Here is a 23214-nt window from a genome sequence, read left to right as displayed (position 1 = left end):
TCCTGACTCACCTTCAAGGCCGACGACGGCGGTTCGCCTGCCGGGTCGACCGCATCGTCCACACCGAACCGGCGCAGATCCGGGTCCGCTCACCGGTGACCACGAGGCGAGTCGACTCGGGATAGGCCGGGTAGATGCGTGCGGACAGTGCCCGGTGGTCGCTGAAGAGTTCTAGCGTGGAACGGTCCAGGATCACCCGCAGGTGAACCGGATCGTTCTCGTCACCACGGGTGCGTACCGGCATCGTCTTCAGCCCGGCGTCAACCCCCGGCTCATGAGACGACTGCGAGGTATCCACCTCTATCACGCAACCGTCAGCACCCCGTGCCATACGGATGACTGTCCGTTCGCCCCGGTCGGATTCTTCGCCGTCGTGATCGAGGACGACCTCCGCGCAACCCTCCTGATCGAGAGCGAGCACAAGCTCGATGTCGAGCCCGCCACCACGTGTAGATGACGCCCACCGGCCACCGTCAAGGACGCCCTCGGGGATCACCTCATGCTGCTCCCGCAGCCGGGCGAGCTCCGGCACCGGCTCGACGGCGAGTCCGCCGTCCGCGTCAGCCGACAGCAGCCGCGGCACGGTCATTGCACCGCACCAGCCGGCACGGGCGACGCTGCGCTCCTCACGCCCCTCGGGCATCCAGCCGAACTGGATGCGGCGACCGGTCTCATCCAAGTAGCTCTGGGGGGCGTAGCAGAAGCGTCCGCCCCAGTCGACGCGCCGTAAACCCGTGGGATGGAAGCGGCCTCCAGAGTAATGCCCTATGAAAGCCAACGCCTCAAGAGGTTGCCCCTGGTTCCACGCAGAGAAGATCAGTGCATGCGTTGCCGAGCCGGTCACGGCCCCACCAGGGTCGTCGTGGATGGGCTCCTGCAGAGCAATGAGGTCGGGGCACTCCCACATGGTGGCGGTCCACGGTTCCTCGGGGCCTGACTGCCAGTCCGAACCGGAGAGAATCGGCCCCCGATAGGTCCAGTGCCGCAGATCCGGGGAGGTGTACCGCAACACGGTGCCGCCATGCTCGACGGTGCCCGCACCCATCAGCCCGGTCCAGCTCCCGTCGGCCTCCTGCCACACGCAGTGGTCGCGGAAGCCGGTGATCTCCGGGGTATCGGGCGGGCCGGCGATTACCGGATTGTGCGGGTACTTGTCCCACCCGACCAGGAATGGATCGGCGCCATCGGCGGCTACCGCGAGAGCCGCCGCCTGACGGCCCTCGCGATTGGCCGAGTACACGAGGGTGGGAAGACCGCGATCGACCACCGCCACCCCCGACCAGCACCCGTCCGCATCGGCTCCCCGCCCCGCTTGCGCCGGCGCCAGGGCGATGGGCAGGTCCGTCCATGTCAGCAGGTCCCGTGAGACCGCATGCCCCCAGTGAATCCGGTGATGCGTGGGACCTACCGGGTTGTACTGGTAGAACAGGTGGTGGATCCCGTCACGGTGAAGGAGCCCATTCGGGTCATTCATCCAGCCCGCGGGAGGAGTGAAATGGAACCGGGGCAGGAGCGGGTCCGCTTGCGCACGCGTGAGGAGTTCATCCTGAAACAGTCCACCGTCTGCCGACGCCGGCTCAGGGGATGATTCAGGCGGTACTACGGAGTTCACCGTGCCGCAGCCTCCTCGGTCCTACGCGTCCCGCTTCCCATTTCGGTGGTCAGTGCCGTTCCCGCAGCGCCCCGCGGGGCGTACCGGTGGCAACGGACCCAGTGATCCTGACCGATGCGGTGGCGCACCGGTTTCGTTTCCGAGCAGGACTCTGCGCCCCCGACGTGCGGGCAGGACTCCGGGTGGAGCACCTGCCGCCGCAGGGCCTGACGTTCCTCCTTGCTGAGCGCGAGGCGGCGAGTGGGGTCCGGTACCGCCGAAAGCAGCAGCCGCGTGTAGGGGTGGTCCGGTTGGGCCATGATGTCCACGGAGGGCCCCGATTCCACCAGCTCACCGCCGAACAGGACTGCAGTCGTATCCGCGACGTACCTGGCACTGGCGAGGTCGTGCGTGATGTAAAGCATCGAGAGCCCCCGTTCGTCACGGAGCTTGAGCATGAGATTGAGGATACCGATGCGCACCGATACGTCCAGCATGGACGTCGGCTCGTCGGCCAGCAGTATCTCCGGGTCACAGGCCAGGGCCCGTGCGATCGCGACTCGTTGGCGTTGGCCGCCGGAGAGTTGATGCGGATAGGAGTCGAGCATGTTCGTCTCCAGGCCGACGGTCGCCATCAGGTCCTCGGCGGCGCGTTCACGTTCCGATCCCCGCTGCCCGGGTCGGTGCAGCGCGAGGGAACGCCGCAGCACATGCCCGATCGTGTGGACGGGGTTGAGTGACCCGAAGGGATCCTGAAACACCATCTGGACGCGACCGCGGTAGGCGCGTGACACCCGGTGCGGCTCCTGCTTGAGAATGTCTTGGCCGTCAACCAGGAATCGTCCCGAAGTGGGTTTTTCGAGACGGGAGACAATTCTGGCGATGGTGGACTTGCCCGATCCGGATTCGCCTACCAGCGCGAGGATCTCTCCCTTATGCAGGGTGAGGTCGACGCCTGACAGGGCATGCACGACCTTTCGGGACAGCAGTCCCCCCTGGGAGAAGTCCTTGTGCAGATTCTCAATCCTCAATACGGGCTCTCCCAGGGGCGGGGTGACGATCAGCTGCTCACTCATGACAATTCCTTGTTGGCGTGGTCGGTCTGCGAAGGCTCATCACGACGGCGGGGGGAGGCGGACGGCGACTGCTCTGCGTGCACCGGTGCCATCCACCGCCCGGGGGCGGCCTCCACCAGGTCCGCGATGGCACGGGCCCAGGGACGATCCGCGCCGTCGCGGGAATCGGACAGTCCGGTGCGGCGCACCCGCGGGCCGCTGATGGGAGGGAAGGCCCCCATGAGGGCGCGGGTGTAGGGGTGGAGCGGATCGGAGAAGATCTCCTTCGACGGCCCCATCTCCACCAGACGCCCGCCATACATGACTCCCATACGGTCCGATATATCAACCATCAGGGAGATGTCATGGGTGATGAACAGGATCGAGAATCCCAGGCGGTCCTTGAGCTCAATCACCTGCTCCATGATCTCCTGCTGGACCACCACATCGAGTGCGGTAGTCGGCTCGTCCATGATGAGCAGCGACGGATTGAGCGCAAGCCCGATGGCGATCACCGCGCGCTGCCGCATACCGCCGGACAGCTGGTGGGGGTAGCTTCTGAGACGATCCGTCGGGATGCCCACGACCCCCAGTAGTTCGGCGGCCCGGTCCCGTGCCTCCCGCTTGGAGATGTGCTCATGGGTGGTCAGGACGTCAATGATCTGATCGCCAACCGTCATCACCGGGTTGAGCGCATTCATCGCGGATTGGAATACCATCGCCACCTCACGCCACCGGAACTGTCGGAGCTCCTCGGCGGACATGGCCAGTACGTCACGCCCGTCGAAGGTGATGGTCCCATGGGTGATCTCAGCGGGAGGCTTGAGCAGCCGCATGATCGCATTGGCGGTGGTGGACTTCCCGCAGCCGGACTCGCCGGCCAGCCCCAGGACCTCTCCCCTGCCGATGGTGAAGCTCACCCGGTCTGCTCCGATCACGGAGCGGGCCTCACCGCTGTACTCGACTCTGAGGCCGTCCACGATCAGCAGCGGGTTCTCGCCCCCGTGCCGACGGCGGGCCATCCTGGAGTCCGTCGAGGCGCCTTTTATTTCACTCATCTCAGACCTCCACCGCGGTCGCGCCCTCGCGCAGCGCCTTGCGGGCTCGCTTGGAGGGCTTGCGCAGGCGGGGGTTGGTGACCTCGTCCACGCCGAAGTTGATCATTGCCAGTGCGAACGCCACCAGGGCGATGCACAGACCGGACGGCAGGAAGGTCCACCAGCGACCGGTCATGAGGGCGCCGTCGTTAGATGCCCAGTAGAGGTTCGTTCCCCAGGAGACCACCGAGGAGTCACCCAGACCGAGGAACTCCAGTCCGGCCTGGCTGCCGATGGCGGCGTTCACGCAACCGAGGATCGTCGACATCACTATCGATGCCATGTTGGGCAGGATTTCGCCGAACATGATTCGCAGGGGTCGTTCACCCGTGACCAGGGCGGCGGCCACGAAGTCCTTGCCCCTAACCGACATGGCCTGGCTACGCATCACCCGGGCGGCGCCCGCCCAGCCGGTGACCACCAGGACGATGATGATCGTCCCCTGCCCCGGAGGCATGAAGCCGGCCAGGACCACCAGGAGCGGAAGCCCCGGGAGCAGCAGGAACACATTGGTGACGACGGCGAGGATGCCGTCCACTGCTCGGCCGAAGTAGGCCGAGGCCAGGCCGATCAGCAGCGCCACGAAGGTGGCGACGACGCCGACGCTGAGTCCTACCGCCAACGACGAGCGCGCTCCCCACAGGGTCATCGCGAACACGTCCTGCCCCTTCGGGGTGACGCCCAGCCAGTGCGCGCCACTGGGCGGCGCCGCCGTGGAGGAGGTGATCCGGGCCGGGTCACCAGGACTGATAACAGGCGCCAGCAGCGCCAGGGCGATGAAGACGAGTAGCACGACCACCCCGAACAGCGCCTTACGGGAGTTCAGAAGGCTGCGCACAAGCCCGGTCTGGCGCCGACTGCGTGCAGAAGGCATGGCTACCAGCGGATTTCCCATGAGTGATCTCCTTTCAGGCGGTCCGCACGCGCGGGTCGAGACGGACGTAGACAATGTCAACCAGGAAGTTGGCGGCCAGAACCGCCGCGGTGATCGTGAAGAAGATCCCCTGCATCAGCGGGTAGTCGAGCGCGTTGACGGCGCTGAGCAGCTGATATCCGACGCCCGGATAGGCGAAGACCGCCTCGGTGAGCATGGAGCCGCCGACAATGAATCCCAGGGACATGCCGAAGCTGGTCACCGAGGGGAGCATTGCATTGCGGGCGGCGTACCGGAGCATGATGCGGGAGCGTTTGAGCCCCTTCGCCTCGGCCATGATGATGTAGTCCTCGGAATTGGTCGAGATCATCGTGTTGCGCATTCCCAGCGCCCAACCGCCGAGTGACACCAGGACAATGGTGGTGGCCGGCAGCACCAGGTGGTAGGCGACATCCCCGAGGAAGGCGATGCTCCCCCAGTCCGCGACGACGCCCGCGGTGAAGGCGTGACGCAACGGGAACCAGCCCAGGCCCGTGCCGAAGACGTACAGCCCCGCCATGGCCAGCCAGAAGTAGGGGAACGATCCCAGAAACACCAGGAGCGGCGGAAAGACGGAGTCGACGATGCCTCCGCGGTACCAGGCGGCTATGATCCCCAGGAGATTGCCGAGCAGCACGGCAATTATGAGGGAGACGGCGCCCAGGAGGATGGTCCATCCGATCTGACTGCCGATGACCTCGGAGACCGGAGTCGGGAACCGCGATATGGACACTCCCATGTCACCGGTGAGCATCGCCTTGATGTAGGAGATGTACTGCTGCCACATGGGGCGGTCATCCAGCCCGAACAGCTGTTGGAGCTGGAGGGCCTGTTCCTCGGTGAGTTTGGCGCCGCCCTTGGAGAACATGCGGGACACCGGATCCCCGGGCATCAGTCGGGGCAGCAGGAAATTGAGGGTGATGGAGGCCCAGAAGGCGAGCAGGTAGAACCCCAGCCGCTTCAAGACGTAAGACATGAATCAGTCTCCTTGCACGAGCATCGCGTGTACGAGTCCACCGGCTGCGCTTCAGGCACGCGGTTCGAGGCTCGTCAGGATCAGTACCGTGGTCGTCGACCTGGTGGCCAGGGAGGCGTAGTCGTTATCCTCAGTGGGCCAGCCGATGAAGTTGACATCGGTGTAGGCACCCCATTCCGGCCCGGGGAACAGTGGGATGACGGGCCAGGTCTCGAGGAAACGCGCCTGGATCCGCTTGCAGATCTCCTTCTGCTCGGCCTCGTCGAAGGTCGCCGCGAACTCGGCCAGCAGCGCGGTGGCCTCGGCGTCGCCGAAACGGTGGTAGTTCTCAAATGCCTGCTCGCCGACCGGCCTCACCTTCTCCTCAGACAGGGCGGACTGGTAGTAGGTGTAGGGCGTGGCGCCGACGGAGGACCAGCACACGGCGGTGTCGAAGGAGCCGTTCTCCAGCACGGAGGTGACCTCGGACCAGTCCGGGGAATCGACCGTGGCCGTGATACCGACATCGGCGAGGTTCTGCACGATGATCTGCGCGACGCTCAGCCAGTCGGAGGAGGTCGAGCCGACGGAGATGGAGAAGCTGAGCTCACTGCCGTCCGGATTACTGCGCCTGCCATCGGCGCCCTTCACATAGCCGGCCGCATCAAGTGCCTTCTCGGCGGCGGACACGTCGTATGTGCAAAGCGGAGAGGCGAGGCTTTCCGGGTCCTTCCAGTCGGCGAATCCATCACCCATTCCGGTGGGGTCTATGGGGCTGGCGTAGCCGCTCATCCCCGTCTGGCACACCGCCTCCCGATCGACGGCCTGACTCACGGCCTTGCGGAATGCCGGGTCGTTGAAGGGCGCCTTGGTGGTGTTCAGCGTCCACTGAATGGTCGAACCGATGCCGGGGAACCAGTAGTGACGGTGTTCGGGGTCCTTGTCCACGTAGGCCGTCTGGATGTCGGCCATGTACTGGGGCGCCCAGTCGACGTCACCGTTGACGGCGGCGAGGTTGGCACCGTCATTGCCGGCGAAGGCGAGCATGCGGATGCCGGGGATCTTGACCTTTTCCTTCTGCCAGTAGTTCGGGTTGGGCATCAGATCGTAGGACTGGGCCTGGAAATTGGCTATCTCCGTGAACGGACCGGTGCCGACCGGGTTCTCGTTGGTGTCCTTGGCGGGGTCGGCGATCTTCGACCAGACATGATCGGGGGTGACAAGCTGCTGGCCGAGTTCGTACAGTGCCACAGAGTACGGGCGGGAGAACTTGAATACGACGGTGTGGTCATCCCCGGCCGAGACCGTGTCCAGGTAGTCGTAGCCGCCGAGCGTCTTGAGCTGTACGTCGAAGGTGGTGACCACATCCTGGGCGATCAGAGGGTTCCCATCGGACCAGGTGACGTCCTGGCGCAGATGGAAGGTGATGGACATGCCGTCTTCGGCGGTCTCCCACGACTCGGCGAGCCAGGGCACGGTGTCGCCCCGGACCGGGTTGAAGATCAGCATCGGCTCATAGACGGCCTGTGCGGTCATGGGGGCGTTGTTCGGGGAGAAGGGATTGAAGTTACGGGTAAAGGTACCCATGTCCTCACGAGGGATCGTGAGGAGACGGCCGGAGGCATCGGCGGAGTCGGTTGAGCAGCCGGCCAGCGCTAACAGCGCGGCGACGGAGCCGATCGCTCCTCCAGCCAGAGCCTGACGACGGGAAAGGGAAATAGGGGACATGGCAATAGTCCTTTCATCTTTGAAGGGGACGGTCGAGTGTTCAGAGCGGATGCGGCCGCGGCGCAGGTGCGACCGAGAAGCCGGCGTAAGAGGTTCAATCAGATGGATTGGCGCGTCACGAGCGTGCAGTCCAGGACCTGGCGGCGAGGCACCTCCTTCCCGCGGGCGATGGTGTCCAGGGCGTCCACGCCGTACCTGCCCAGAGCGTCGAAGGGAAGCGCCACCGTGGTTAGTCCGGGATGCAGCCCTCCGGCGACGATCTCCTGGTTGTCGACACCCACCACCGCGATGTCTTCGCCAATGCTCAGGCCGCGCTCCTTGACCGCGTCATAGGCACCCATTGCCATACGGTCGTTGGCGCAGAACACGGCGGTGGGCGGCTCACCGTGATCCAGCAGCCGGCAGGCGGCGTCGTATCCGCCCTGGGAGGTAGCGCCGCCCACGACGATGAGCGACTCGTCCATCTCCACTCCGCACTCCGACAGGACCCGCTCATAGCCCCGGCGGCGTCCCACGGCCGCGGGAATGGTGGGATCGAGACCGATAAGACCAATGCGACGATGCCCCGCATCGGTCAGGGCCCGGGTGGCCAGCACTCCGGCCTGCTCTTCATCTGGGAGCACGGCAGGAAGCTCGGTATCGGCATCGAAGCAGTGCACCAGCACCGTCGGCAGCTCCGCCGCCTCGTCAGGAAGACGCACCGCCCGGTGTGATCCGGTGGCGTAAATGACTCCCTCGACCCGATGCTCGAGCATAGTGGCGAATGCCTGCTGGTCAACTTCCGGCTCACCGGTGGAGGCCATTATGAAGATGGTCATCCCGAGTTCGGATGCGCGCCGCTGCGCCCCGACCACGGTCTCGACGGCGAAGGGGCCGGTGACGATCTCGGTGACCATGCCCAGGATGCCGGTGCGCCGTTTCGCGAGGGCGCGCGCACCGGCGTTCGGCCGATAGCCGACCGCCTTCGCCGCGGCGAGCACCTTGCGACGGGTCTCGTCCGGAATGGCACTGCCGGGCCGGTCGTTCAACACGAAGGACACCGTCGTGCGCGAGACTTCAGCAACCCGCGCAACATCGGCCATCGTCGCGCTACGCCGCCCTGCAGCCATGAGTCTCCCTCGATTCTCGGCGAACAACATTGTCACCACCTCCAGTTACTCGCGTTACTAACGCGCGTAACTGGAATGCACGCAAATGTTATTAGTCAGTACGGGAGGCCTGTCAAGGCGCTATGTGCACAACTAATGTGACTCTCGCCACATATCTCTCCGGCCGGACGAATCCCTTTGAAGCAGCCCGGCTCGCGCTCGCCCGGGTTCGCGGCTGACAACGGTTCCGGTCGAGACGCGACGAGGCGTTCTACTCGGGCTTGTGAGCCACCAGGGCGATCCCCACCATGTCCTTCTCGTAGCGTTTGAAGGTGCGACGCATGAGCATTATGCGGCGGCGCAGTTCCTTGTCGGAGATGACATTGCGGGCGATGCGCACGAAGCCGCCCAGACCCTCATCGCGGAGGTTCCTACCGAGTTTGAGCAGGGCCATGGGAGCGGTCTCCACCCAGTCGACCACAAGTCCGGCGTCCTGGAGCAGTTGCCGCCAGGCGGCCGCCGTCATGGGGCGGGCATTGACGTGGATGGCGCGCGCCAGGTCCTTACGCAGATCGGTGTAGTGGGCGTCGTCAATGTCGTCCGGGACCACAGCCAGCTCATGGATGGCGTAACGCCCGCCCGGACGCAGCACTCTGGTCGCCTCCGCGGCGATCGCGGCCTTCACCTTGTCGCCCTGCATGGTGAGCATGGCCTCACCGATAACCACGTCCGCACTCGCGTCCGACAGGCCGGTGTGCGCAGCCTCCCCCTGGCGGACGCTACCGCGCTCACCCACCACCGCGGCCACCCGACGGGCGGCGTCGGGATCCCGATCGATGGCGATGTAGGAGGCCGGGGCCGCGGCAATCACCTCCGCCGCCGTGCGCCCCAGCCCGGGAGCGAGTTCGACGACGTCGGCGCCTGCCAGATGGGCGCGGTCCAGCATGGCAGTGGACAGCGCGGCGCCGCCGGGGCGTAGAACGCGCTTACCGGCGCGGGCCAGCACCCAGTGGCCGGGGGCGGCGTCCATGGGGCGATCGGCGTAGGGCAGGGGCGGTTCGGAGGAGTCGGTGGGCGCGGCCACCGACTTGCCGCCGTCAGAAGTATGACGTTGGTCTGTCATGTATCACAGTTTATCCTCTCCTCACACTGTCCTCAGAGTGGGGCACTACACACACGGCTCGTAAACATCTCCGGCACAGGTCCGATGGGTCTTCCACTCACCCACCGGGGAGCACTCCCAGGGCCATGCAGTATTCGCCCCATGCCGCCTACCATCGATCCTGATGCCGGGCATTCGGCTAACCCTTAGGCGAGACACGCCAGCCGCACCCGGCGCGAAGGAGACAGAGCAGTCATGGACGCACAGATGCTCAAAGGGCAGGTCGCGCTGATAACCGGGGCCAGCTACGGGATGGGCCGCACGATGGCCGAGCTGTTCGCCGACGAGGGGGCCGCCGTCGCTATAACCGCCCGCCACGCCGAGCAGCTCGATGAGGTCGTCGACGCCATCCGCGCCAAGGGCGGTCGAGCCATCGGCATCGTCGCTGACGTCACCAGCCTGGAGGACACCGAGCGGGTCTTCGCCCGCGTGCTGGAGGAGTTCGGCGACCTGGACGTCCTGATCAACAACGCCGGCATCGGTGAGCAGAAGACGATCGATGAGACCGATGACGACTGGATGCTCTACGTCATGAACACCAACCTGGCCGGCCCCATGCGCTACATCCGCGAGGCGCTGAAGATCTTCCGGCCCAAGAACGAGGGCTGCATCATCAATATCTCCTCGGTCAACGGGGAGCGTCCCTTCTGCGGCGCCGCCTACACCTCCACCAAGGGCGGACTTAACACGCTGACGAAGAACGTCGCCATGCTACTGAACGACACGAACATCCGCTGCAACGCCGTCGCCCCCGGAGCCACTGTCACTCCGGCCCACCTGGCCAACAAGGCCGGCGAGCAGCCCGGGGGGCAGAAGATGCTGGAGCACTCCCAGCACTACGTCTACTTCCCGGGGCCGGAGTGCGACCCCATGGATCAGGCCTATGCCTGCCTGTATCTGGCCTCGAAGATGGGGCGGGCCGTACGCGGCCAGGTGCTCCAGGTGTGCAACGGCGCCTTCCTCTGACCCTCACCCACTTCAGCACGGTCAGATGGCGGTGTATCCGCCGTCCACGGGGAGGGCCGTGCCGGTCACGTACGCGGAGGCGGGCGAGGCCAGGAACAGGGCGGCAGTATCAAGCTCACCCTCCGCGCCGTAGCGGCCCAGCGGGATGCTGCGCCGGGCGTGCTCCTGGAAGAAGTCGGAGTCCAGAGTCTGCGTGGTCAGCTCCGTGTAGAAATAGCCCGGGCAGATCGCGTTGACGGTGATGCCGTACTTTCCCCACTCGGCGGCCAGCGCCCGCGTCAGGTTGACCACCCCGCCCTTGGCGGCGTGATACGGGGCGGAGCCGGCCACCATGTTTCCCACCAGCCCGTACATGGAGGAGATGTTGATGATGCGGCCGTAGCCGGCGGGGATCATGGCCTTCTTCGCCGCGGCCCGCGCCACCCGGAATGATCCCAATAGGTCGATGTCGAACTCCTGCTGAAACTGGTCATCGGTGATGTCCTCCGCCGGGCCGATGGCGCCGGTGCCCGCATTGTTGACCACGACGTCCAGACGACCGAAGCTCTCCAGGACGGCATCAACGACCGCTTCGACGTTAGCGGTGTCGGTGATGTCGCAGCGGATCGCCCGGGTCTGTACGCCGAACTCCTCGGAGACTTCGGCGGCCACCGCCTCGATACGCTCCACGCGGCGGGCGACGGCGACGATGCCGGCACCGGCGGACGCGAGCGCCTTGGCCATCTGTACCCCCAGTCCGGAGGAGCATCCGGTGATGAGGGCTACCTGTCCGGTCAGATCGAAGTAGTTGCGGTCCATGGCGTCCGAAAGGCCTTTCTATCGGGAATCGGCAGGTGTGGATCTTCTTGGTGGGTGCGGTGAGCATCCTCGACATCACCGGCTCGGTCGACGCCGACCGGTCCGGGTGATGCGGTGAGCCTATGTGCTCAAGGCGCCGTCCGGGAAGACATGTCGCAACCATCCGCTCGGCCGGCGCGCGCCGTCGCACCCGCGGCGGCGTGTACGGCGGCGCGCAGCCGCGGCTCAGCCCAGTCCCAGGCGATGCGCTCCTGCTCCAGACGCACTCCTCCGCCATCGAGCAGAGCGGTCCGGGTATCCTCCTCCGCCGCCGTGAGCAATGTCAGCCGTCCCACCTGCGGGTGCGGATCGGGAACACACAGGGTGCGGTGGCGCTCCAGGGTGGCGGCATCCATGAGTACGGAGGTCACATTGCCGTGGTGGTGGCGCAGCCGGTCGAGGATGGCGAAGCCGTCCTGGTCCAGGTCGCCCCAGTACACCAGTGGCAGCCCGCGCGCCCAGGGCAGCATGCCCAGAGCGTCGACGGCGTAGCCGCCTCCGTGGATGGCGATCACGCCGTCCAGGTCGGGCAGCGACAGCAGTGACTGCCGGTTCTCGCATACGACGACCACACCGGGGGCCGGGCGGGTGCCCGCCGTCCACATGGTGGTCAGTTGCTTGGTGTCCAGGCGCAAATGCCGGATGCCAGCGGTGATAGGCACGCCTGGGGCGCGCGGGCGCAACACCGGGTCGAGTACAACCACGTCACGTGGCCGTTCCTCCCGGCGCAGGCCCAGCTCCCGCCCGCCGGGCAGGTCGCCCAGATGCCGGCGCGCCTCCAGGAGCGTCTGCACCAGGGCGCGGTGATGCTCCAGCCATTTGGTGTCCATACCCTCTACCGGAACCTGCCGCAGCAACAGGCCGGAATCGGGGTTGTCAGCCAGCCAGTTGACGGCGCGCAGGGCACGATCGAAATCCTCCGCGTCGCACTGGCGCACCGCCGCCAGTACCCGGCCAATGGCGCTGGCACAGACTTGCCGCGCGGCCTCGGCGCCCGCGCCCCAGCGGCGAGTCAGGTGGTCCACACGGCCGTCGAGCAGGTTCCAGTCCTCCAGGTTCCCGGTCAACCGGGCCACCGCGCGGGGGCCGTCGACCACCACCCGCACCGGCACGCGCTGCCGACCGAAGCCGGACCAGGCGCGCTCCTCGATGCTCACGCGCCACGGCAGGGCGCCGGAGGCGACCCTCTCCCAGGCGGCGATCCAGTCGGCGACGTCGGCCGGACCCCTGCGGGCCTGCGCCGCGGTGGGCGGGTGCAGCGGCAGCGTCAACGGCCACTCGAAGTCGGCCCCGGCCAGCCAGTTCACGACGCCACGCCGGTAGCGCACGGCGAGCAACTCGCGCACCTGCTGCGGGGAGCGCATACGGCTGCCGGTCGTCCCGGCTGAGCCGGCTGTGCGAGCCACCTCAGCCCGCCTCGCCGTCGGCAATCCCGGCCGACTCGCTGGAGCCCGCGTCCCCTGCATCCGACGCGGCGTCCGCGGGCACCGCGGCGCCGTCGTCGGCGACTCCGCGCCCGTCCTCAATGAGGATCTGCCCGATCTGTGAATCCTGCCCCGTCGGGTTGGAGACGGTGGCCGCGCCACCCACATACGGGCCGATCACCTGCAGCATCTTCAGCGGGGTGGCCAGCACCAGCTGGAAGCGGAAGGAGTCGAAGACCTCCAGGCTCGCCCGGGTGAAGTTCACGTCGGTCTTGTCAAACGCCTCATCCAGGGCAACGGTCCCGTAGCGGGGCACCTCGGTGCCGGCGTCAGCGAGCTGGTAGCGCAGCGCCGCCGCCAGACAGAAGGTGACGAGCTTCTGCCCCTGCCCGCCGGAGCGGCCGCCGCTGCCCTCGTAGACGTCGATCATGGCGTCGGAGGCGTCGTACTCGACGGCCACGAAGGTGATGTGCAGGCGCGTGTCCAGTACGCGGCGCCGCCAGCTGCGGTCCGTGGTCTCGGCGGAGCCGAGCCGCTCAAGCAGGGCGTTCATCCTTTCGAAGCGCGCCTCGGCTCCGGCGGCGTCATCCCGGTTGAATGCGCCCTCGGTGATGGCCTTGATGTCAGTCAGGAAGTCCGTCACCTCTCCGGACCGGCACGAGCGCGTCTCGATGCGCAGCCAGTGCTGCTTCTCGTGGTCGAAGGGTGTGGCGGCCAGCGACTCGTTGACCGCCATGATGCGCTTGCGCACCTGCCGGTCGGCCCCCTGGATTCGGAAGGCCAGCTGCCCCAGGTTGTTTTGCGACTGCTCCGCCAGCAGCTTGTGGAAGCGCTCCTCGAACTCCGGCAGCCGGTCGGAGCGCAGCTGGTCAAGCAGCAGTAGAAAGTCGGGCGCCGAAGCCACGTCGTCGGGCACCAGGTTGACGGCACGGCCGGGCCACTGCTGGGCGTACAGACGCTGCTGGCGCAACAGCCGATTCTCGGCGGCGCCGAGGGCGCCTTGCGCGCGCCTCTCCTCGGTTTGCAGCTCCTGGCGGACGAGGCCGACGAGCCTACCGATGCTCGCCCGGTTCAGGGTGCGTCCGTGTGCGCGCAGTCGCTCCTGCAGCTCCTGCGCCTCCGTCTCGGTCAGCTCGCGCCCGGCCAGCAGCTGCTCGGCGTCAGCGATGGTCTGCTCACAGCGGCGGGCCGCCTCTTCCAGGCGGCCCCGCTCCGCCTGGCTGCTGTCCAGTTGGGCGCGCAGGATCCGCCCCTGCTCACGCAACTCCTCGTGGCGTCGACGCAGTGGTGTCAGATCCGCATGTGTCGTCTCCAGGGCCTGCCGGAGTATGTCCAGTTCGGCTCGCAGGCGGGCAGTGCGCTCCTGGGCAAAGGCTACGTCGATCTCCTCCCAGGTGACCGCGGCCACGCGCGTGTAGGCGTTGGCGCGCCGCACCCGTTCACGGCGCTCGCCCTCCAGGGCGTCGATCTGCCGCTGGGCCTGTTCCCGGTCCCGCTCGGTCCCTTTCAGACGCTCGCGCAGGGCCTCAACCAGCTCATCGTTGCGGGTGCCGATGACCCAACGGGAGGTGTCGTCGATGCGGTAGCGATCGTCCTTTACGTGCCGGGCGCCGCCCTTGACGAGCCCCTGCATGGTCAGGGCCCGGCCATGTTCGGAGAGTTCGGCGACGTCGTCTACACATACATGCGGGAAGCGCCGAGACAGCTCGGCGCGCATCCAGTCCTCGAAGCGTCCCGGGGCGACGGCGAGCTTGCGTGCCGCCGCCCGAGGGTCGGTCGCCTCCACACGAGTATCGGTCAGGTCGGCGCGCAGGAACTCCAGGCGCAGCCCCAGGTGCTGGTCGTTGATGAGCCGCGCGACCTGTCCGAAGAGTGCTTCGGGCACCACCAGGGTGCGGGCGAAGCCGCCCATGAGGCGTTCCAGGGCTCCGGCCCATTCCGGCGCGGTGATGTCGGCTAGCTCACCGGCATAAGGCAGGGCAGCGGGCGGCTGCCCGACGGCGTCGGCGAGACGGTCGCGCAGTTCGCTGCGGCGGGAGTCGATTCGGGAGCGGCGGCGGGCCAAAGAGGCGAGTTCCTGCCTGAGTGCGGTCAGCCTGGCGTCGGCCTCGGTGCGCCGGGCAATGGGTTCGGCCAGGCGGTCCGCGTCCTGTACGGCGGCCAGCCGCTCGGCCTCCTCCTGCAGGGCCCGGGTGACGCGGGCATGCTCGGCACGGCCGGTGGGCGGGGCCACGTCCAGCTGGGCCAGTTCCTTGAGGTACTCCCGGTGGGCGCGCCGGGTGTGCTCGCCGGCACTCTCCGCTTCCCGCAGCGCCTTCTCCGCATCGGTGAGCCGCCCACCGCCGCCCTGGATGATCGCGTCCCGGACGGCCTGCCGGTCCGCCTCATTAGCCTCCAGGGACGTGTGCAACTGCGCCTGCTGGGCGTCCAGGTCGATGCGCCGGTTGCCGATGCGCTCCAGCTCACGCTGCGCCTCATCCCGGTTGACGCGGGCCTCGTAGACGGGCAGCAGGTCCTGGTGACGGCGGGCCAGGTCACGGGTGCGCTGGGCGGCCTCACGCCGCTTCCAGTCCTGGCGCAGCGGATCAAGCACCTCCACCTGCTCGCGGGCGTCGACGACGGCGGCGTGGGCCGCCCGCAGCTGCACGAACTGCTCCACGGCGGTGTCTGCGAGCTGGAAGGTGTCGGGCTCGTCCAGCATGAAGGTGCGCAGCAGCGCATCCAGTGAATTCAAGGACTTGGCGGCCAGGGTGCGGTGAAGGAGCCGCTGGGCGGTGAGCGTGCCGATGCCCAGCCGGCGGCGCAGTGCGTTGCCGAAGTTGGGGTAGCGGCCGTACACCTGGGCGCCGGGGAAGGCACCGGTGATGCGCCGGGCGTTGATGCCCCGGTGAATCAGCGGCACCCACTCGGTCAGGTCTACCGGGCCGTCCATCAGCACGAAGGCGCTGGATAAGTCCTGAGCGGCCAGGGAGTTGCCCTTTACATGGAAGACGCGTACGGCGCTGACAGTGGTGACGGGCGCACGCACGCCGCCGTCGGCATCGCGGCCCGGTACACCGTTGGTCCAGGTCATTGAGATGGCCGAGCTGGTGGGGCCCGTGCGCAGGTGGGCGGTGCGGATCTCCTGGGTCTCGTCGTCGGACTGCTTGCGGTAGGCGCCGCGCACGTAGGACATGAGGCTGCGTTCGCGGTCACCGGCGGTGGTGCCGGAAGCGGCGGCGTTGAAGCGGGCCTCGCCGGGCGGCACCATGATCGCGGTCATGGCGTCGAGGACGGAGGACTTGCCCGATCCGGACTCGCCGGTCAGCAGCAGGCCGCGGCGTGGCACGGTGATCGGGTGACGTTCGGTGAAGGTGCCCCAATTGACCAGCTGTATTTCAGCGAGTCGGAACTGGCCGGGCGCCGGGTCTCCGGCCGCACCGGCGGTCTCGAGGGAGTCGAAGAGGTCAGGCATCGGGCAACCTCTTCTCGGCGTCGGCACCCACGACGGCTTCGGGGGCCCCGGGCTCCTCCACCTCTGCGAGATCCTCGACGTCCTCGGAGTTGTCGCCGCGGGCCGCCCTGTACTCGGCCTCCAGGCCGGCCACGACGTCCGAGGTGACGATCAGGGCGAGGATGGGCATGATCTCGTAGCGGTCGTCCGCCTCCAGCGGGGTGAGGATCTTGTAGTCGACCATGCGTTTGACGGCGGCACGGGCGCGCCTGGCCACCAGGGCCAGGTCGGTGTCGCCCGGGTCGCGGTACTGGGACAGGTTGTCGACCATCTCCTCCAGGCCGACGTAGGCGCGCTCCCCCGCGGCCGCGGCGCGAAGCAGCAAGTGACGCAGGTGCAACAGCAGGGCGGTGTCGGCAAAACTGAGCGTCACCTTGCGCATGAGCCCGGGTCCGGCGCCGTCGGTGTCGGCATTGCGGGCAAAGGCGATCTCCTCATCCAGATCCACGGCGAGGTCCAGGAAGAGGTCGGCCAGACGGGAGCGGATGATGCGCTCATGGGCTACCAGGGCGGCCCACAGGTTCGGGGCTGTAGTCTGGGAGACGTAGGGCCCCTGCACCAGGCGCACCAGCACGGCACGAACCTCGGCCGGAAGAGTTCCCGTGTCCCCGGGCCACAGCGCATCAGCGCTCTGGTCTGCGGCCGTCGCAGGCACATCGGGGATGCTGGTGTCAGGCGCCGCAGCGTATGCGGTTGCCGGGGCGTCGGCGGCGTCCGGGAACGTGGTCATCACGGCTCCTCGAAGGGGTCGGGCTGCTCGAAACGGTAGGTGCTGGTTACCCGGGCCGCAACGGTCACGTCCCCCTGCTCCCAAGAGACGCGCTCGGACTGACCGGTCGGCCGCCCGTGGCGGGTACCGAGCACGTACAGGCCGACGACGGAGGCGAGCCCCTGGGTGGCGGGACGGTGCCCCAGCACTTGGGCGATGGTGACCGGACCCAGGTCGCGCACGGTCCGGGCCACGTTGGTGCGCAGCTCCTCGAAGTCGATCTCGGACTCGCGTACCAGGGCGTGCAGCGTCTGCCAGTCCACGGCGGTCCCGCGGCGGGTGGTGACCTGCCGGGGCGCCTCCACCTCGGAGGGCACGTGCAGGGCCAGGCGCCCCACGGAGCGCAGGCTCGCCGTCGTCAGCTCCATCTGCCATTCCATGCGGTCCAGCAGCCGCAGGGCGCCGGCCGCCTCCACGCCGGCGTGCTGGGCGGCGCGCAGCTTCTCCCCCAGCTCCCGGTAGGCCTCGAATTGACGGGACTGGACGAACTGGCGCAGGGAGCGAGAGAAGTCACCCATGGTGCGGGACACGTCCAGGGACTCCTCCTGCAGCCGCAGCAGGTAGTCACTCAGGTAGGCCATGGTGCCTGCGGGCACGTGCTCCGTCAGCTCCCGCGCCGCCAGGGCGTCGACGGCGTCGGTGAAGCGGCTGCCCGATTCGGTGTCCATGACCAGGGCGTGGAAGGCGTCGAAGGAACGACCCTCGGGACTGTCGTGGATGCGGTCCACGCCCAGGAAGACATCCTCGAGGACGTCTCCCTGGGGGGAATCGTCCTCAATGAGGTCCTGACGCAAGCGCCGGTTGAGGGAGGCCATCGACTGACGCACACGTGCGAAATCAGCGGGGACGTCGCGGGCATCGCGCATGACATCCATCAGCCGGGCGGCGGCGACCTGCGGGTCGGCGGGATGGATGTCGCCGGCCCGAGTGCGGGCGATGCGTTCTTCAATGCGTTCACGCTCCGCCTCCAGGGCGGCGATCCGGGAGCCGAGGGAGTCGTCGGTGTCGTGTGCGAGGCGCTCCAGCTCGTTCATGATCATGGTCAGGCGCGACTCGGTGACGGTGGTGCGCGGCTCGGCCAGCTTCTCCAGGAAGCGGATGGCGTCGTGTCCGGCAGGCGACAGTTCGAAGACCTCTCCGCGTCCGGCCGGTGCCGGGTGCCGTACCAGCAGGCCTGCGCGTAGCCAGTCGGCGCAGTAGGCGCGGGCTGTGCGATCAAGTTCGAAGCCCTGGCGGCGCAGCTCGTCCAGATCGGCATCTATGAGTTCATAGAGTTCGGCGGCGGGCAGGCTGCGGTCGTCGCCACCCAGATGAGCGGCCAACTCCGCAGCGACGAAGGGCATGGTCTCCTGCCGCATGAGGGCCAGAATCGGGGACTCCTCACGCAGACGTCGCAGCGCCAGCGCCATGGTCACCGCCGACATCGGTCCCCTCCCCTCGGTACGCGGCCGCCGAGTTCGGCCGGAACCGCCTTCAGGATAACGACGCCCGCAACATCAGTAACGGTGAATCCCACAGCTCTCCTTGATGCGCCGGATCCGCGGTGGGAGCTGCTCCAACGGCATGGTGCGCGGGGCGTCGCAGGAGCCCGCCGCCGCGGCAACCTCGTAGAACCAGCACTTGTAGTCTATGAAGTCGAGAGTCGTCTGCAGCTCCTCAAGCTGGCGCAGCACTTCGCGGCGGCGGGCCTGGACCATGCGACGGCGCGCTTCGATCGTGGAGTCCCCCTCGAAGTACAGCCGCACATATTCCCGGATCTCCTTGATGGGCATGCCGGACATCTTCAATCGCTCCACATAACGGACCCACTCCAGATCGTCCTCGGTGAAACGCCGCGTTCCCCCGCCCGTGCGGGCAACGCCCGGAATGAGGCCTTCCCGGTCGTAGAAGCGCAGGGCCGACGTCGTCAGGCCGGTCTCCCGGGCGGCCTCCCCGATCGTGTAGGTCCGTTCCGCGGCGGCTGTGGCCGGAGCACTCATGACGATGCATCCCTTCAAGTGTGACAACGGTCTCTGAGCGATCGCTTGATCTGAAGTTCACTTCAACTTAAAGACTATCCCCATCGGCGATGTGCGCGGCTGCGGCTCCGCCGGGCCGAGCGCGACCGCCGCTCTGGCGCAGTCCCGTGAAAACGGGCCTGCCGACTCATGTTGTTCAAGGAGCACTCGTGTTCGTCATTGATCTGACCATCACCGAAAAGGTCGACGACGCCGTCGCGGCCGAGCACCTGGCCGCCCACCGGCGCTGGTTCACCTCCCACGTCGAGTCCGGGGACTTCCTCCTGCTCGGCCCGCGCCGGGACCGCTCCGGAGCCGGGATCATCCTCGCCCGCGCCGAGTCCCGGGCGGAGTTCGAAGAGATCCTCGCCGGCGACGTCTACCACCCGGAAGGCGCCACCTACGAGGTCGCCGAGTTCAAGGCGACCATGGGAGCACCGGCCCTGGCCGACCTGCTTGAATCCTGAGACCACGCCGGGCTCCGCCGGTACCTGGCAGTCAGTGCCAGACCCGCCTATGTTCGGGACCGGGTCATCCGAGCCTGCCGTCCCGAGCAGACCTGCCCCGCCCGGGAAGCTTCCGCCTAACCAACCAAACTCATCCGCTCTTCGAAGGAGTCCTCTTGAAGACAACCGTCCTCGTCTTCCACCCCCGCCTCGCCTCCGGCTCGCGCGTCAACGCACGTCTGGTGCAGGCCGCCCGGGCTGTCGGCACCCCCGATGCGCCCGTCGAGGTCCGGGACCTGTACGCCCTGTACCCGGACTTCCACATCGACGTCGAAACCGAGAAGGCCGTCCTGACCGCCGCGGACCGCATAGTATGGCAGTTCCCCATGTATTGGTACTCAACCCCCGCATTGCTCAAACAGTGGGAGGACGATGTCCTGGAGCACGGCTGGGCCTACGGCTCCACCGGCACCGCCCTGCACGGCAAGGAGCTCGGCGTGGCCGTCTCCCCCGGCGCCCCCGCCGAGCGCTACGACCACGACGGCACCTTCCACTACACGGTCACCGACCTGCTGCGCCCGCTGCAGGCGACCAGCAACCTGATCGGCACCCGCTTCCTGCAGCCCTTCGTCACCACCGGCGCCATGTCCATCTCCGACGCCGACCTGGAGACGCAGGCCGATGCCTACGCGGCTTGGCTGACCGGCGAGGTACCCGCGCTCGGCGACTTCGAGTAGATCCGCCCATTCCCCTGCTGAAAGGCCCTGGCCGACGTCCGCCACAACTGCTCACCGTCGGTCAGGGCCCTTAGGAACCGCGGTAGTACAGCACCGCGATCTGGGTGCGGTTGCGCAGCCCGAGCTTGGCCAGAATGGCGCTGATGTGGTTGCGCACGGTGCCCTCACTCAGGTGCAGCCGACCCGCTGTCTCGGCGTTGTCCAGCCCCTCGCTTACGGCCTGAACCACCTCGTATTCGCGCTCCGTCAGGGCGGCAAAGGCGGGCGGGCGCACCTCCCCCGACCTGGCCATGCCCGCCGCACCCCCTATCGCGGCGGTGCGCTCGAGTACTCGTCCCTCCAGGACGCTCATCCCGGTCATGACGCTGCGCAGCGCCGGGGCTATCTGTGCCACGTCCTGTTTGATCAGATACCCGCACGCCCCCATGCGCAGCGCCCGTGCAATGTACTCGTCGTCAGCGAAGGTGGTCAGGAAGACCACCCGCGCATCCGGGTCCAGGGCAAGAATCCGTTCGGCCGCATCCAGGCCGTCATCTCCGGGCATCTGTATGTCCAGCAGCACCACGTCGGGGTGTGCGTGTGCGAAACCGGATACCGCCTCACTGCCGTCGGCTCCCACACCGACCACCTCGATATCCGGCTCCGCCGCCAGGATTGTGGCCAGGGAGCGGGCGAGTAGGCGATCGTCGTCGACAATCAGTACCTTCACGGGGTCTCCTTCGGGATGGTGGCCAGCACCGTTAGTCTCGGTCGAGTCACTACGCGCAGCGTCCCGTCCAGGGCCTCGACCCTATCGGTCATAGAGCGCATGCCGAGCCCGCCTCCAAGCCCATTCGCGGCCGGCGCCTGCGCCGGGAGCCCGGACCGCCCCCATTCGGGAACGACGCCGTCATTGGCCACCGTCAGCCGCCAGAATCCGGGGAAGTCGGTAACCGTCACCCAGGCGGCGCCCGCCCTGCCGTGGCGGGCGGCATTAGTCAGGGCCTCACGTGCCACCGCCACCAGGCAGCGCGTCACCGGCGCCGGTGGCGACGCGGCCGGGGCGCAGTCGACCCGCACCTGCTTGATGCCGCAACCGGCGGCCAGCCGGTTCAGTGCCACGGCCAGGTCCTCACCCGCGTCGTCCAGGGCATGGACCCCGGCGCGCATCGCCGACATGGCCTCGTCCGCAGTATGCGATATCTGCTGCAGGGCGCCCACCACCTCCGAGTCATCTCCGTGAGCGACCTGGGCGGCGTGTACCTGGAACAGCAGCCGGGTGAGCAGGTGCCCGACGCCGTCGTGGATCTCCCGCGCTATCCGGGTGCGCTCAGACAGCGCAGCGGCCCGCGTCTCGTACTCCTGGGCCTGCTCCAGTCGCATCTGCGTCTCCTGCAACACGCCGACCCGGTACTGCAGATCATCCCGGACGGCATGCAATGCGCTACGGGCACGGCCCACCTGCCCGGTGCGCACCGCCAGCAGGCCCGCCAGTACAGACAGGACCACGGCCACCACCGCACCGCTACTCGGATCTCGCCGCAGCGCCAACGCCAGCGGCGCCATGCACGCTACCGCCCCACCCCAGACCCAGCGGCGCTGATCCAGACCGCTCCGGCCAACTCATAGACGGCGAGCGGCACCCCCACGACCGCCGTCGAGTCCACACATCCCACCAGCAGGTAGGCGGCCGGCAGGACACCCCCGGCCGGCCAACGGCCCCAGGCGGCACAGGTCCCGCTGCAGACGACGGCAACCAGGAGCCACACAACCGTCGGTGTGGTGGGCATACCGGAACCCAGCGCCAGAAACACGCAGGCGCCCAGCACCGCGGCCCGGTCCGTCAGTTCCCTCACGGCTTGATTATCGACTACGTCGGCACGGCCAACAGGTCAACTTTGCTCCCCTGACTTTTGTCATGTCCGATCCGCCACTTGATGACAGCAGGCACTTCCGACGCCGCCCGCTTGCCGGAACCATGGCACCAAACGCAACAAACAGGCGGAAGGAGCCGGCGTGGCCGATACGGCGGTGGTCGTTGATGACCTGGTCAAACGTTACGGGGAGTTGGTAGCTGTGGACGGGCTGTCGCTTGAGGTCGCCTCGGGCGAGGTCCTCGGCCTGCTCGGCCCCAACGGCTCGGGCAAGACCACAGTCATCAACTGCATCCTGCAGCTGCTGACGTACAACCGCGGCGAGATCCGCGTATTCGGCGAGCCGATGTCTGCCACCGCCTACGAACTCAAGCGGCGAATTGGGGTGGTACCGCAGGATGTGGCCGTATTCGAGGAACTCACTGTTCGGGAGAACATCGACGCCTTCTGCGCCCTGTACGTCTCCGACCGCGCTCGCCGCCGCGAGCTGGTGCAGGAGGCGATCGACTTCGTAGACCTGGAGAAATTCGCGAAGTTCCGTCCCAAGAAGCTCTCCGGCGGCCTGCTGCGCCGCCTGAACATCGCCTGCGGCATCGTCCATCGGCCTGAACTGGTCATCCTTGACGAGCCCACCGTAGCCGTGGACCCGCAGAGTCGCAGCGCCATCCTCGACGGCATCAAACGTCTCAACGCCCGCGGTGCCACCATCGTCTACACCAGTCACTACATGGAGGAGGTGGAGCAGCTTTGCACGCGGATCATCATCATGGATCGGGGCAAGCAGATAGCCTCCGGCACCGCGAGTGAGCTGAAGGCGATGATCGGCACCGGCGAACGCATCCGCGCCGAGATTCTGTCCCCCGCCGAACTCGGCGACCGCGAGTTGGAGCAGCTGCGCCGAGCAGAGCACGTCCGTTCCGCCACCTACGAGGCGCCCGAGCTGGTCATCGAGTGCAGGCCGGGGGCGCACAACCTCGCCGACGTGCTGGCGGCGCTCGCAGCCGCGGAGGTGACCTGCGGCCGGGTGACCTCCGAGCCGCCGACCCTGAACGACGTGTTCCTGGAGATCACCGGCCGGGCGCTGCGCGACGAGGCGGCCTGAT

General features: G+C 67.5%; 21 protein-coding genes. 4 read left to right on the top strand and 17 right to left on the bottom strand.

Annotated elements, in window-relative coordinates:
* Positions 1-13 precede the first annotated feature (13 nt).
* The 8 genes from Q4A20_RS01035 to Q4A20_RS01000 form a co-directional block, all read right to left on the bottom strand.
* A complete protein-coding gene (locus Q4A20_RS01035) occupies positions 14-1612 on the bottom strand; it encodes a glycoside hydrolase family 32 protein (protein WP_303119177.1) in 1599 nt (532 codons plus the stop codon).
* Entirely contained in the window at positions 1609-2667 is a 1059-nt protein-coding gene (locus tag Q4A20_RS01030) for an ABC transporter ATP-binding protein (protein WP_303119175.1), read from the bottom strand. Before Q4A20_RS01030 ends, Q4A20_RS01035 begins: the two co-directional genes overlap by 4 nt.
* Positions 2664-3704: an ABC transporter ATP-binding protein gene (locus tag Q4A20_RS01025; RefSeq protein WP_303119173.1), complete on the bottom strand. Its 1041-nt coding sequence runs from the start codon at positions 3702-3704 to the stop codon at positions 2664-2666. Before Q4A20_RS01025 ends, Q4A20_RS01030 begins: the two co-directional genes overlap by 4 nt.
* Position 3705: 1 nt before the next feature.
* Positions 3706-4638, bottom strand: coding sequence for an ABC transporter permease (locus Q4A20_RS01020; RefSeq protein ID WP_303119171.1), 933 nt, complete (start codon positions 4636-4638; stop codon positions 3706-3708).
* A 13-nt stretch (positions 4639-4651) separates the two neighbouring features.
* Positions 4652-5632 (bottom strand): ABC transporter permease, encoded by a 981-nt coding sequence (locus Q4A20_RS01015; RefSeq protein ID WP_303119169.1) that lies wholly within the window; start codon positions 5630-5632, stop codon positions 4652-4654.
* Positions 5633-5683: 51 nt separating this feature from the next.
* Positions 5684-7339 (bottom strand): ABC transporter substrate-binding protein, encoded by a 1656-nt coding sequence (locus tag Q4A20_RS01010; protein ID WP_303119166.1) that lies wholly within the window; start codon positions 7337-7339, stop codon positions 5684-5686.
* A gap of 98 nt (positions 7340-7437) precedes the next feature.
* Complete coding sequence (locus Q4A20_RS01005) at positions 7438-8448, bottom strand: LacI family DNA-binding transcriptional regulator (RefSeq protein ID WP_303119163.1); 1011 nt, start codon at positions 8446-8448, stop codon at positions 7438-7440.
* A gap of 250 nt (positions 8449-8698) precedes the next feature.
* Positions 8699-9550 carry a class I SAM-dependent methyltransferase gene (locus Q4A20_RS01000; RefSeq protein WP_303119161.1) on the bottom strand — a complete coding sequence of 284 codons (852 nt, stop codon included), beginning with the start codon at positions 9548-9550 and terminating at the stop codon, positions 8699-8701.
* A 234-nt stretch (positions 9551-9784) separates the two neighbouring features.
* Here Q4A20_RS01000 and Q4A20_RS00995 point away from each other — a divergent pair, with 234 nt between their 5' ends.
* The gene (locus Q4A20_RS00995; protein ID WP_303119160.1) at positions 9785-10555 is read left to right on the top strand and encodes an SDR family NAD(P)-dependent oxidoreductase; all 771 of its coding nucleotides are present in this window, start codon (positions 9785-9787) and stop codon (positions 10553-10555) included.
* Between the two features lie 21 nt (positions 10556-10576).
* On the opposite strand, the gene Q4A20_RS00990 is transcribed toward Q4A20_RS00995, so the two are convergent.
* The 6 genes from Q4A20_RS00990 to Q4A20_RS00965 all read right to left on the bottom strand — a co-directional run bounded on the left by Q4A20_RS00990 (position 10577) and on the right by Q4A20_RS00965 (position 19057).
* Positions 10577-11353, bottom strand: coding sequence for an SDR family oxidoreductase (locus Q4A20_RS00990; protein ID WP_303119158.1), 777 nt, complete (start codon positions 11351-11353; stop codon positions 10577-10579).
* A gap of 128 nt (positions 11354-11481) precedes the next feature.
* Positions 11482-12798, bottom strand: coding sequence for a DUF3322 domain-containing protein (locus Q4A20_RS00985; protein ID WP_303119155.1), 1317 nt, complete (start codon positions 12796-12798; stop codon positions 11482-11484).
* 1 nt (position 12799) lies between these two features.
* The gene (locus Q4A20_RS00980; RefSeq protein WP_303119153.1) at positions 12800-16270 is read right to left on the bottom strand and encodes an ATP-binding protein; all 3471 of its coding nucleotides are present in this window, start codon (positions 16268-16270) and stop codon (positions 12800-12802) included.
* Positions 16263-17039 (bottom strand): DUF4194 domain-containing protein, encoded by a 777-nt coding sequence (locus Q4A20_RS00975; protein ID WP_303119150.1) that lies wholly within the window; start codon positions 17037-17039, stop codon positions 16263-16265. The genes Q4A20_RS00980 and Q4A20_RS00975 overlap by 8 nt, the downstream gene beginning before the upstream one ends.
* Positions 17039-18502, bottom strand: a complete 1464-nt coding sequence (locus tag Q4A20_RS00970; protein ID WP_303119149.1) for a DUF3375 domain-containing protein — start codon at positions 18500-18502, stop codon at positions 17039-17041. The genes Q4A20_RS00975 and Q4A20_RS00970 overlap by 1 nt, the downstream gene beginning before the upstream one ends.
* Before the next feature lie 72 nt (positions 18503-18574).
* Positions 18575-19057 carry a MerR family transcriptional regulator gene (locus tag Q4A20_RS00965; protein WP_303119146.1) on the bottom strand — a complete coding sequence of 161 codons (483 nt, stop codon included), beginning with the start codon at positions 19055-19057 and terminating at the stop codon, positions 18575-18577.
* 188 nt (positions 19058-19245) lie between these two features.
* Here Q4A20_RS00965 and Q4A20_RS00960 point away from each other — a divergent pair, with 188 nt between their 5' ends.
* Complete coding sequence (locus tag Q4A20_RS00960; RefSeq protein WP_303119143.1) at positions 19246-19542, top strand: YciI family protein; 297 nt, start codon at positions 19246-19248, stop codon at positions 19540-19542.
* 155 nt (positions 19543-19697) lie between these two features.
* A complete protein-coding gene (locus Q4A20_RS00955) occupies positions 19698-20258 on the top strand; it encodes an NAD(P)H-dependent oxidoreductase (RefSeq protein ID WP_303119140.1) in 561 nt (186 codons plus the stop codon).
* A 70-nt stretch (positions 20259-20328) separates the two neighbouring features.
* Here the strand turns inward: Q4A20_RS00955 and Q4A20_RS00950 are convergent, their stop codons facing one another.
* Genes Q4A20_RS00950 through Q4A20_RS00940 form a run of 3 tightly spaced genes read right to left on the bottom strand, consistent with a single transcriptional unit; the run spans position 20329 to position 22093 of the window.
* Positions 20329-20967: a response regulator transcription factor gene (locus tag Q4A20_RS00950; protein WP_303119138.1), complete on the bottom strand. Its 639-nt coding sequence runs from the start codon at positions 20965-20967 to the stop codon at positions 20329-20331.
* Entirely contained in the window at positions 20964-21803 is an 840-nt protein-coding gene (locus Q4A20_RS00945; protein WP_303119135.1) for a sensor histidine kinase, read from the bottom strand. The genes Q4A20_RS00950 and Q4A20_RS00945 overlap by 4 nt, the downstream gene beginning before the upstream one ends.
* A 5-nt stretch (positions 21804-21808) precedes the next feature.
* Positions 21809-22093: a hypothetical protein gene (locus Q4A20_RS00940; RefSeq protein WP_303119132.1), complete on the bottom strand. Its 285-nt coding sequence runs from the start codon at positions 22091-22093 to the stop codon at positions 21809-21811.
* Between the two features lie 160 nt (positions 22094-22253).
* Between Q4A20_RS00940 and Q4A20_RS00935 the strand changes: the two genes are divergently transcribed.
* Complete coding sequence (locus tag Q4A20_RS00935) at positions 22254-23213, top strand: ABC transporter ATP-binding protein (RefSeq protein ID WP_303119130.1); 960 nt, start codon at positions 22254-22256, stop codon at positions 23211-23213.
* Position 23214 lies beyond the last annotated feature (1 nt).

Source organism: Actinomyces sp. (assembly GCF_030530635.1).
Lineage (GTDB): Bacteria > Actinomycetota > Actinomycetes > Actinomycetales > Actinomycetaceae > Actinomyces.
The sequence above is the reverse complement of the archived record's forward strand: the minus strand, read 5'-3'. Positions and strand labels throughout refer to the sequence as shown.

Excerpts from the sequence above, each read along its gene's own strand:
- Q4A20_RS01030 (WP_303119175.1), bottom strand. The coding sequence starts at position 2,667 with ATGAGTGAGCAGCTGATCGTCACCCCGCCCCTGGGAGAGCCCGTATTG.
- Q4A20_RS01025 (WP_303119173.1), bottom strand. The coding sequence starts at position 3,704 with ATGAGTGAAATAAAAGGCGCCTCGACGGACTCCAGGATGGCCCGCCGT.
- Q4A20_RS01020 (WP_303119171.1), bottom strand. The coding sequence starts at position 4,638 with ATGGGAAATCCGCTGGTAGCCATGCCTTCTGCACGCAGTCGGCGCCAG.
- Q4A20_RS01015 (WP_303119169.1), bottom strand. The coding sequence starts at position 5,632 with ATGTCTTACGTCTTGAAGCGGCTGGGGTTCTACCTGCTCGCCTTCTGG.
- Q4A20_RS01010 (WP_303119166.1), bottom strand. The coding sequence starts at position 7,339 with ATGTCCCCTATTTCCCTTTCCCGTCGTCAGGCTCTGGCTGGAGGAGCG.
- Q4A20_RS01005 (WP_303119163.1), bottom strand. The coding sequence starts at position 8,448 with ATGGCTGCAGGGCGGCGTAGCGCGACGATGGCCGATGTTGCGCGGGTT.
- Q4A20_RS01000 (WP_303119161.1), bottom strand. The coding sequence starts at position 9,550 with ATGACAGACCAACGTCATACTTCTGACGGCGGCAAGTCGGTGGCCGCG.
- Q4A20_RS00995 (WP_303119160.1), top strand. The coding sequence starts at position 9,785 with ATGGACGCACAGATGCTCAAAGGGCAGGTCGCGCTGATAACCGGGGCC.
- Q4A20_RS00990 (WP_303119158.1), bottom strand. The coding sequence starts at position 11,353 with ATGGACCGCAACTACTTCGATCTGACCGGACAGGTAGCCCTCATCACC.
- Q4A20_RS00980 (WP_303119153.1), bottom strand. The coding sequence starts at position 16,270 with ATGCCTGACCTCTTCGACTCCCTCGAGACCGCCGGTGCGGCCGGAGAC.
- Q4A20_RS00975 (WP_303119150.1), bottom strand. The coding sequence starts at position 17,039 with ATGACCACGTTCCCGGACGCCGCCGACGCCCCGGCAACCGCATACGCT.
- Q4A20_RS00970 (WP_303119149.1), bottom strand. The coding sequence starts at position 18,502 with ATGTCGGCGGTGACCATGGCGCTGGCGCTGCGACGTCTGCGTGAGGAG.
- Q4A20_RS00965 (WP_303119146.1), bottom strand. The coding sequence starts at position 19,057 with ATGAGTGCTCCGGCCACAGCCGCCGCGGAACGGACCTACACGATCGGG.
- Q4A20_RS00945 (WP_303119135.1), bottom strand. The coding sequence starts at position 21,803 with ATGGCGCCGCTGGCGTTGGCGCTGCGGCGAGATCCGAGTAGCGGTGCG.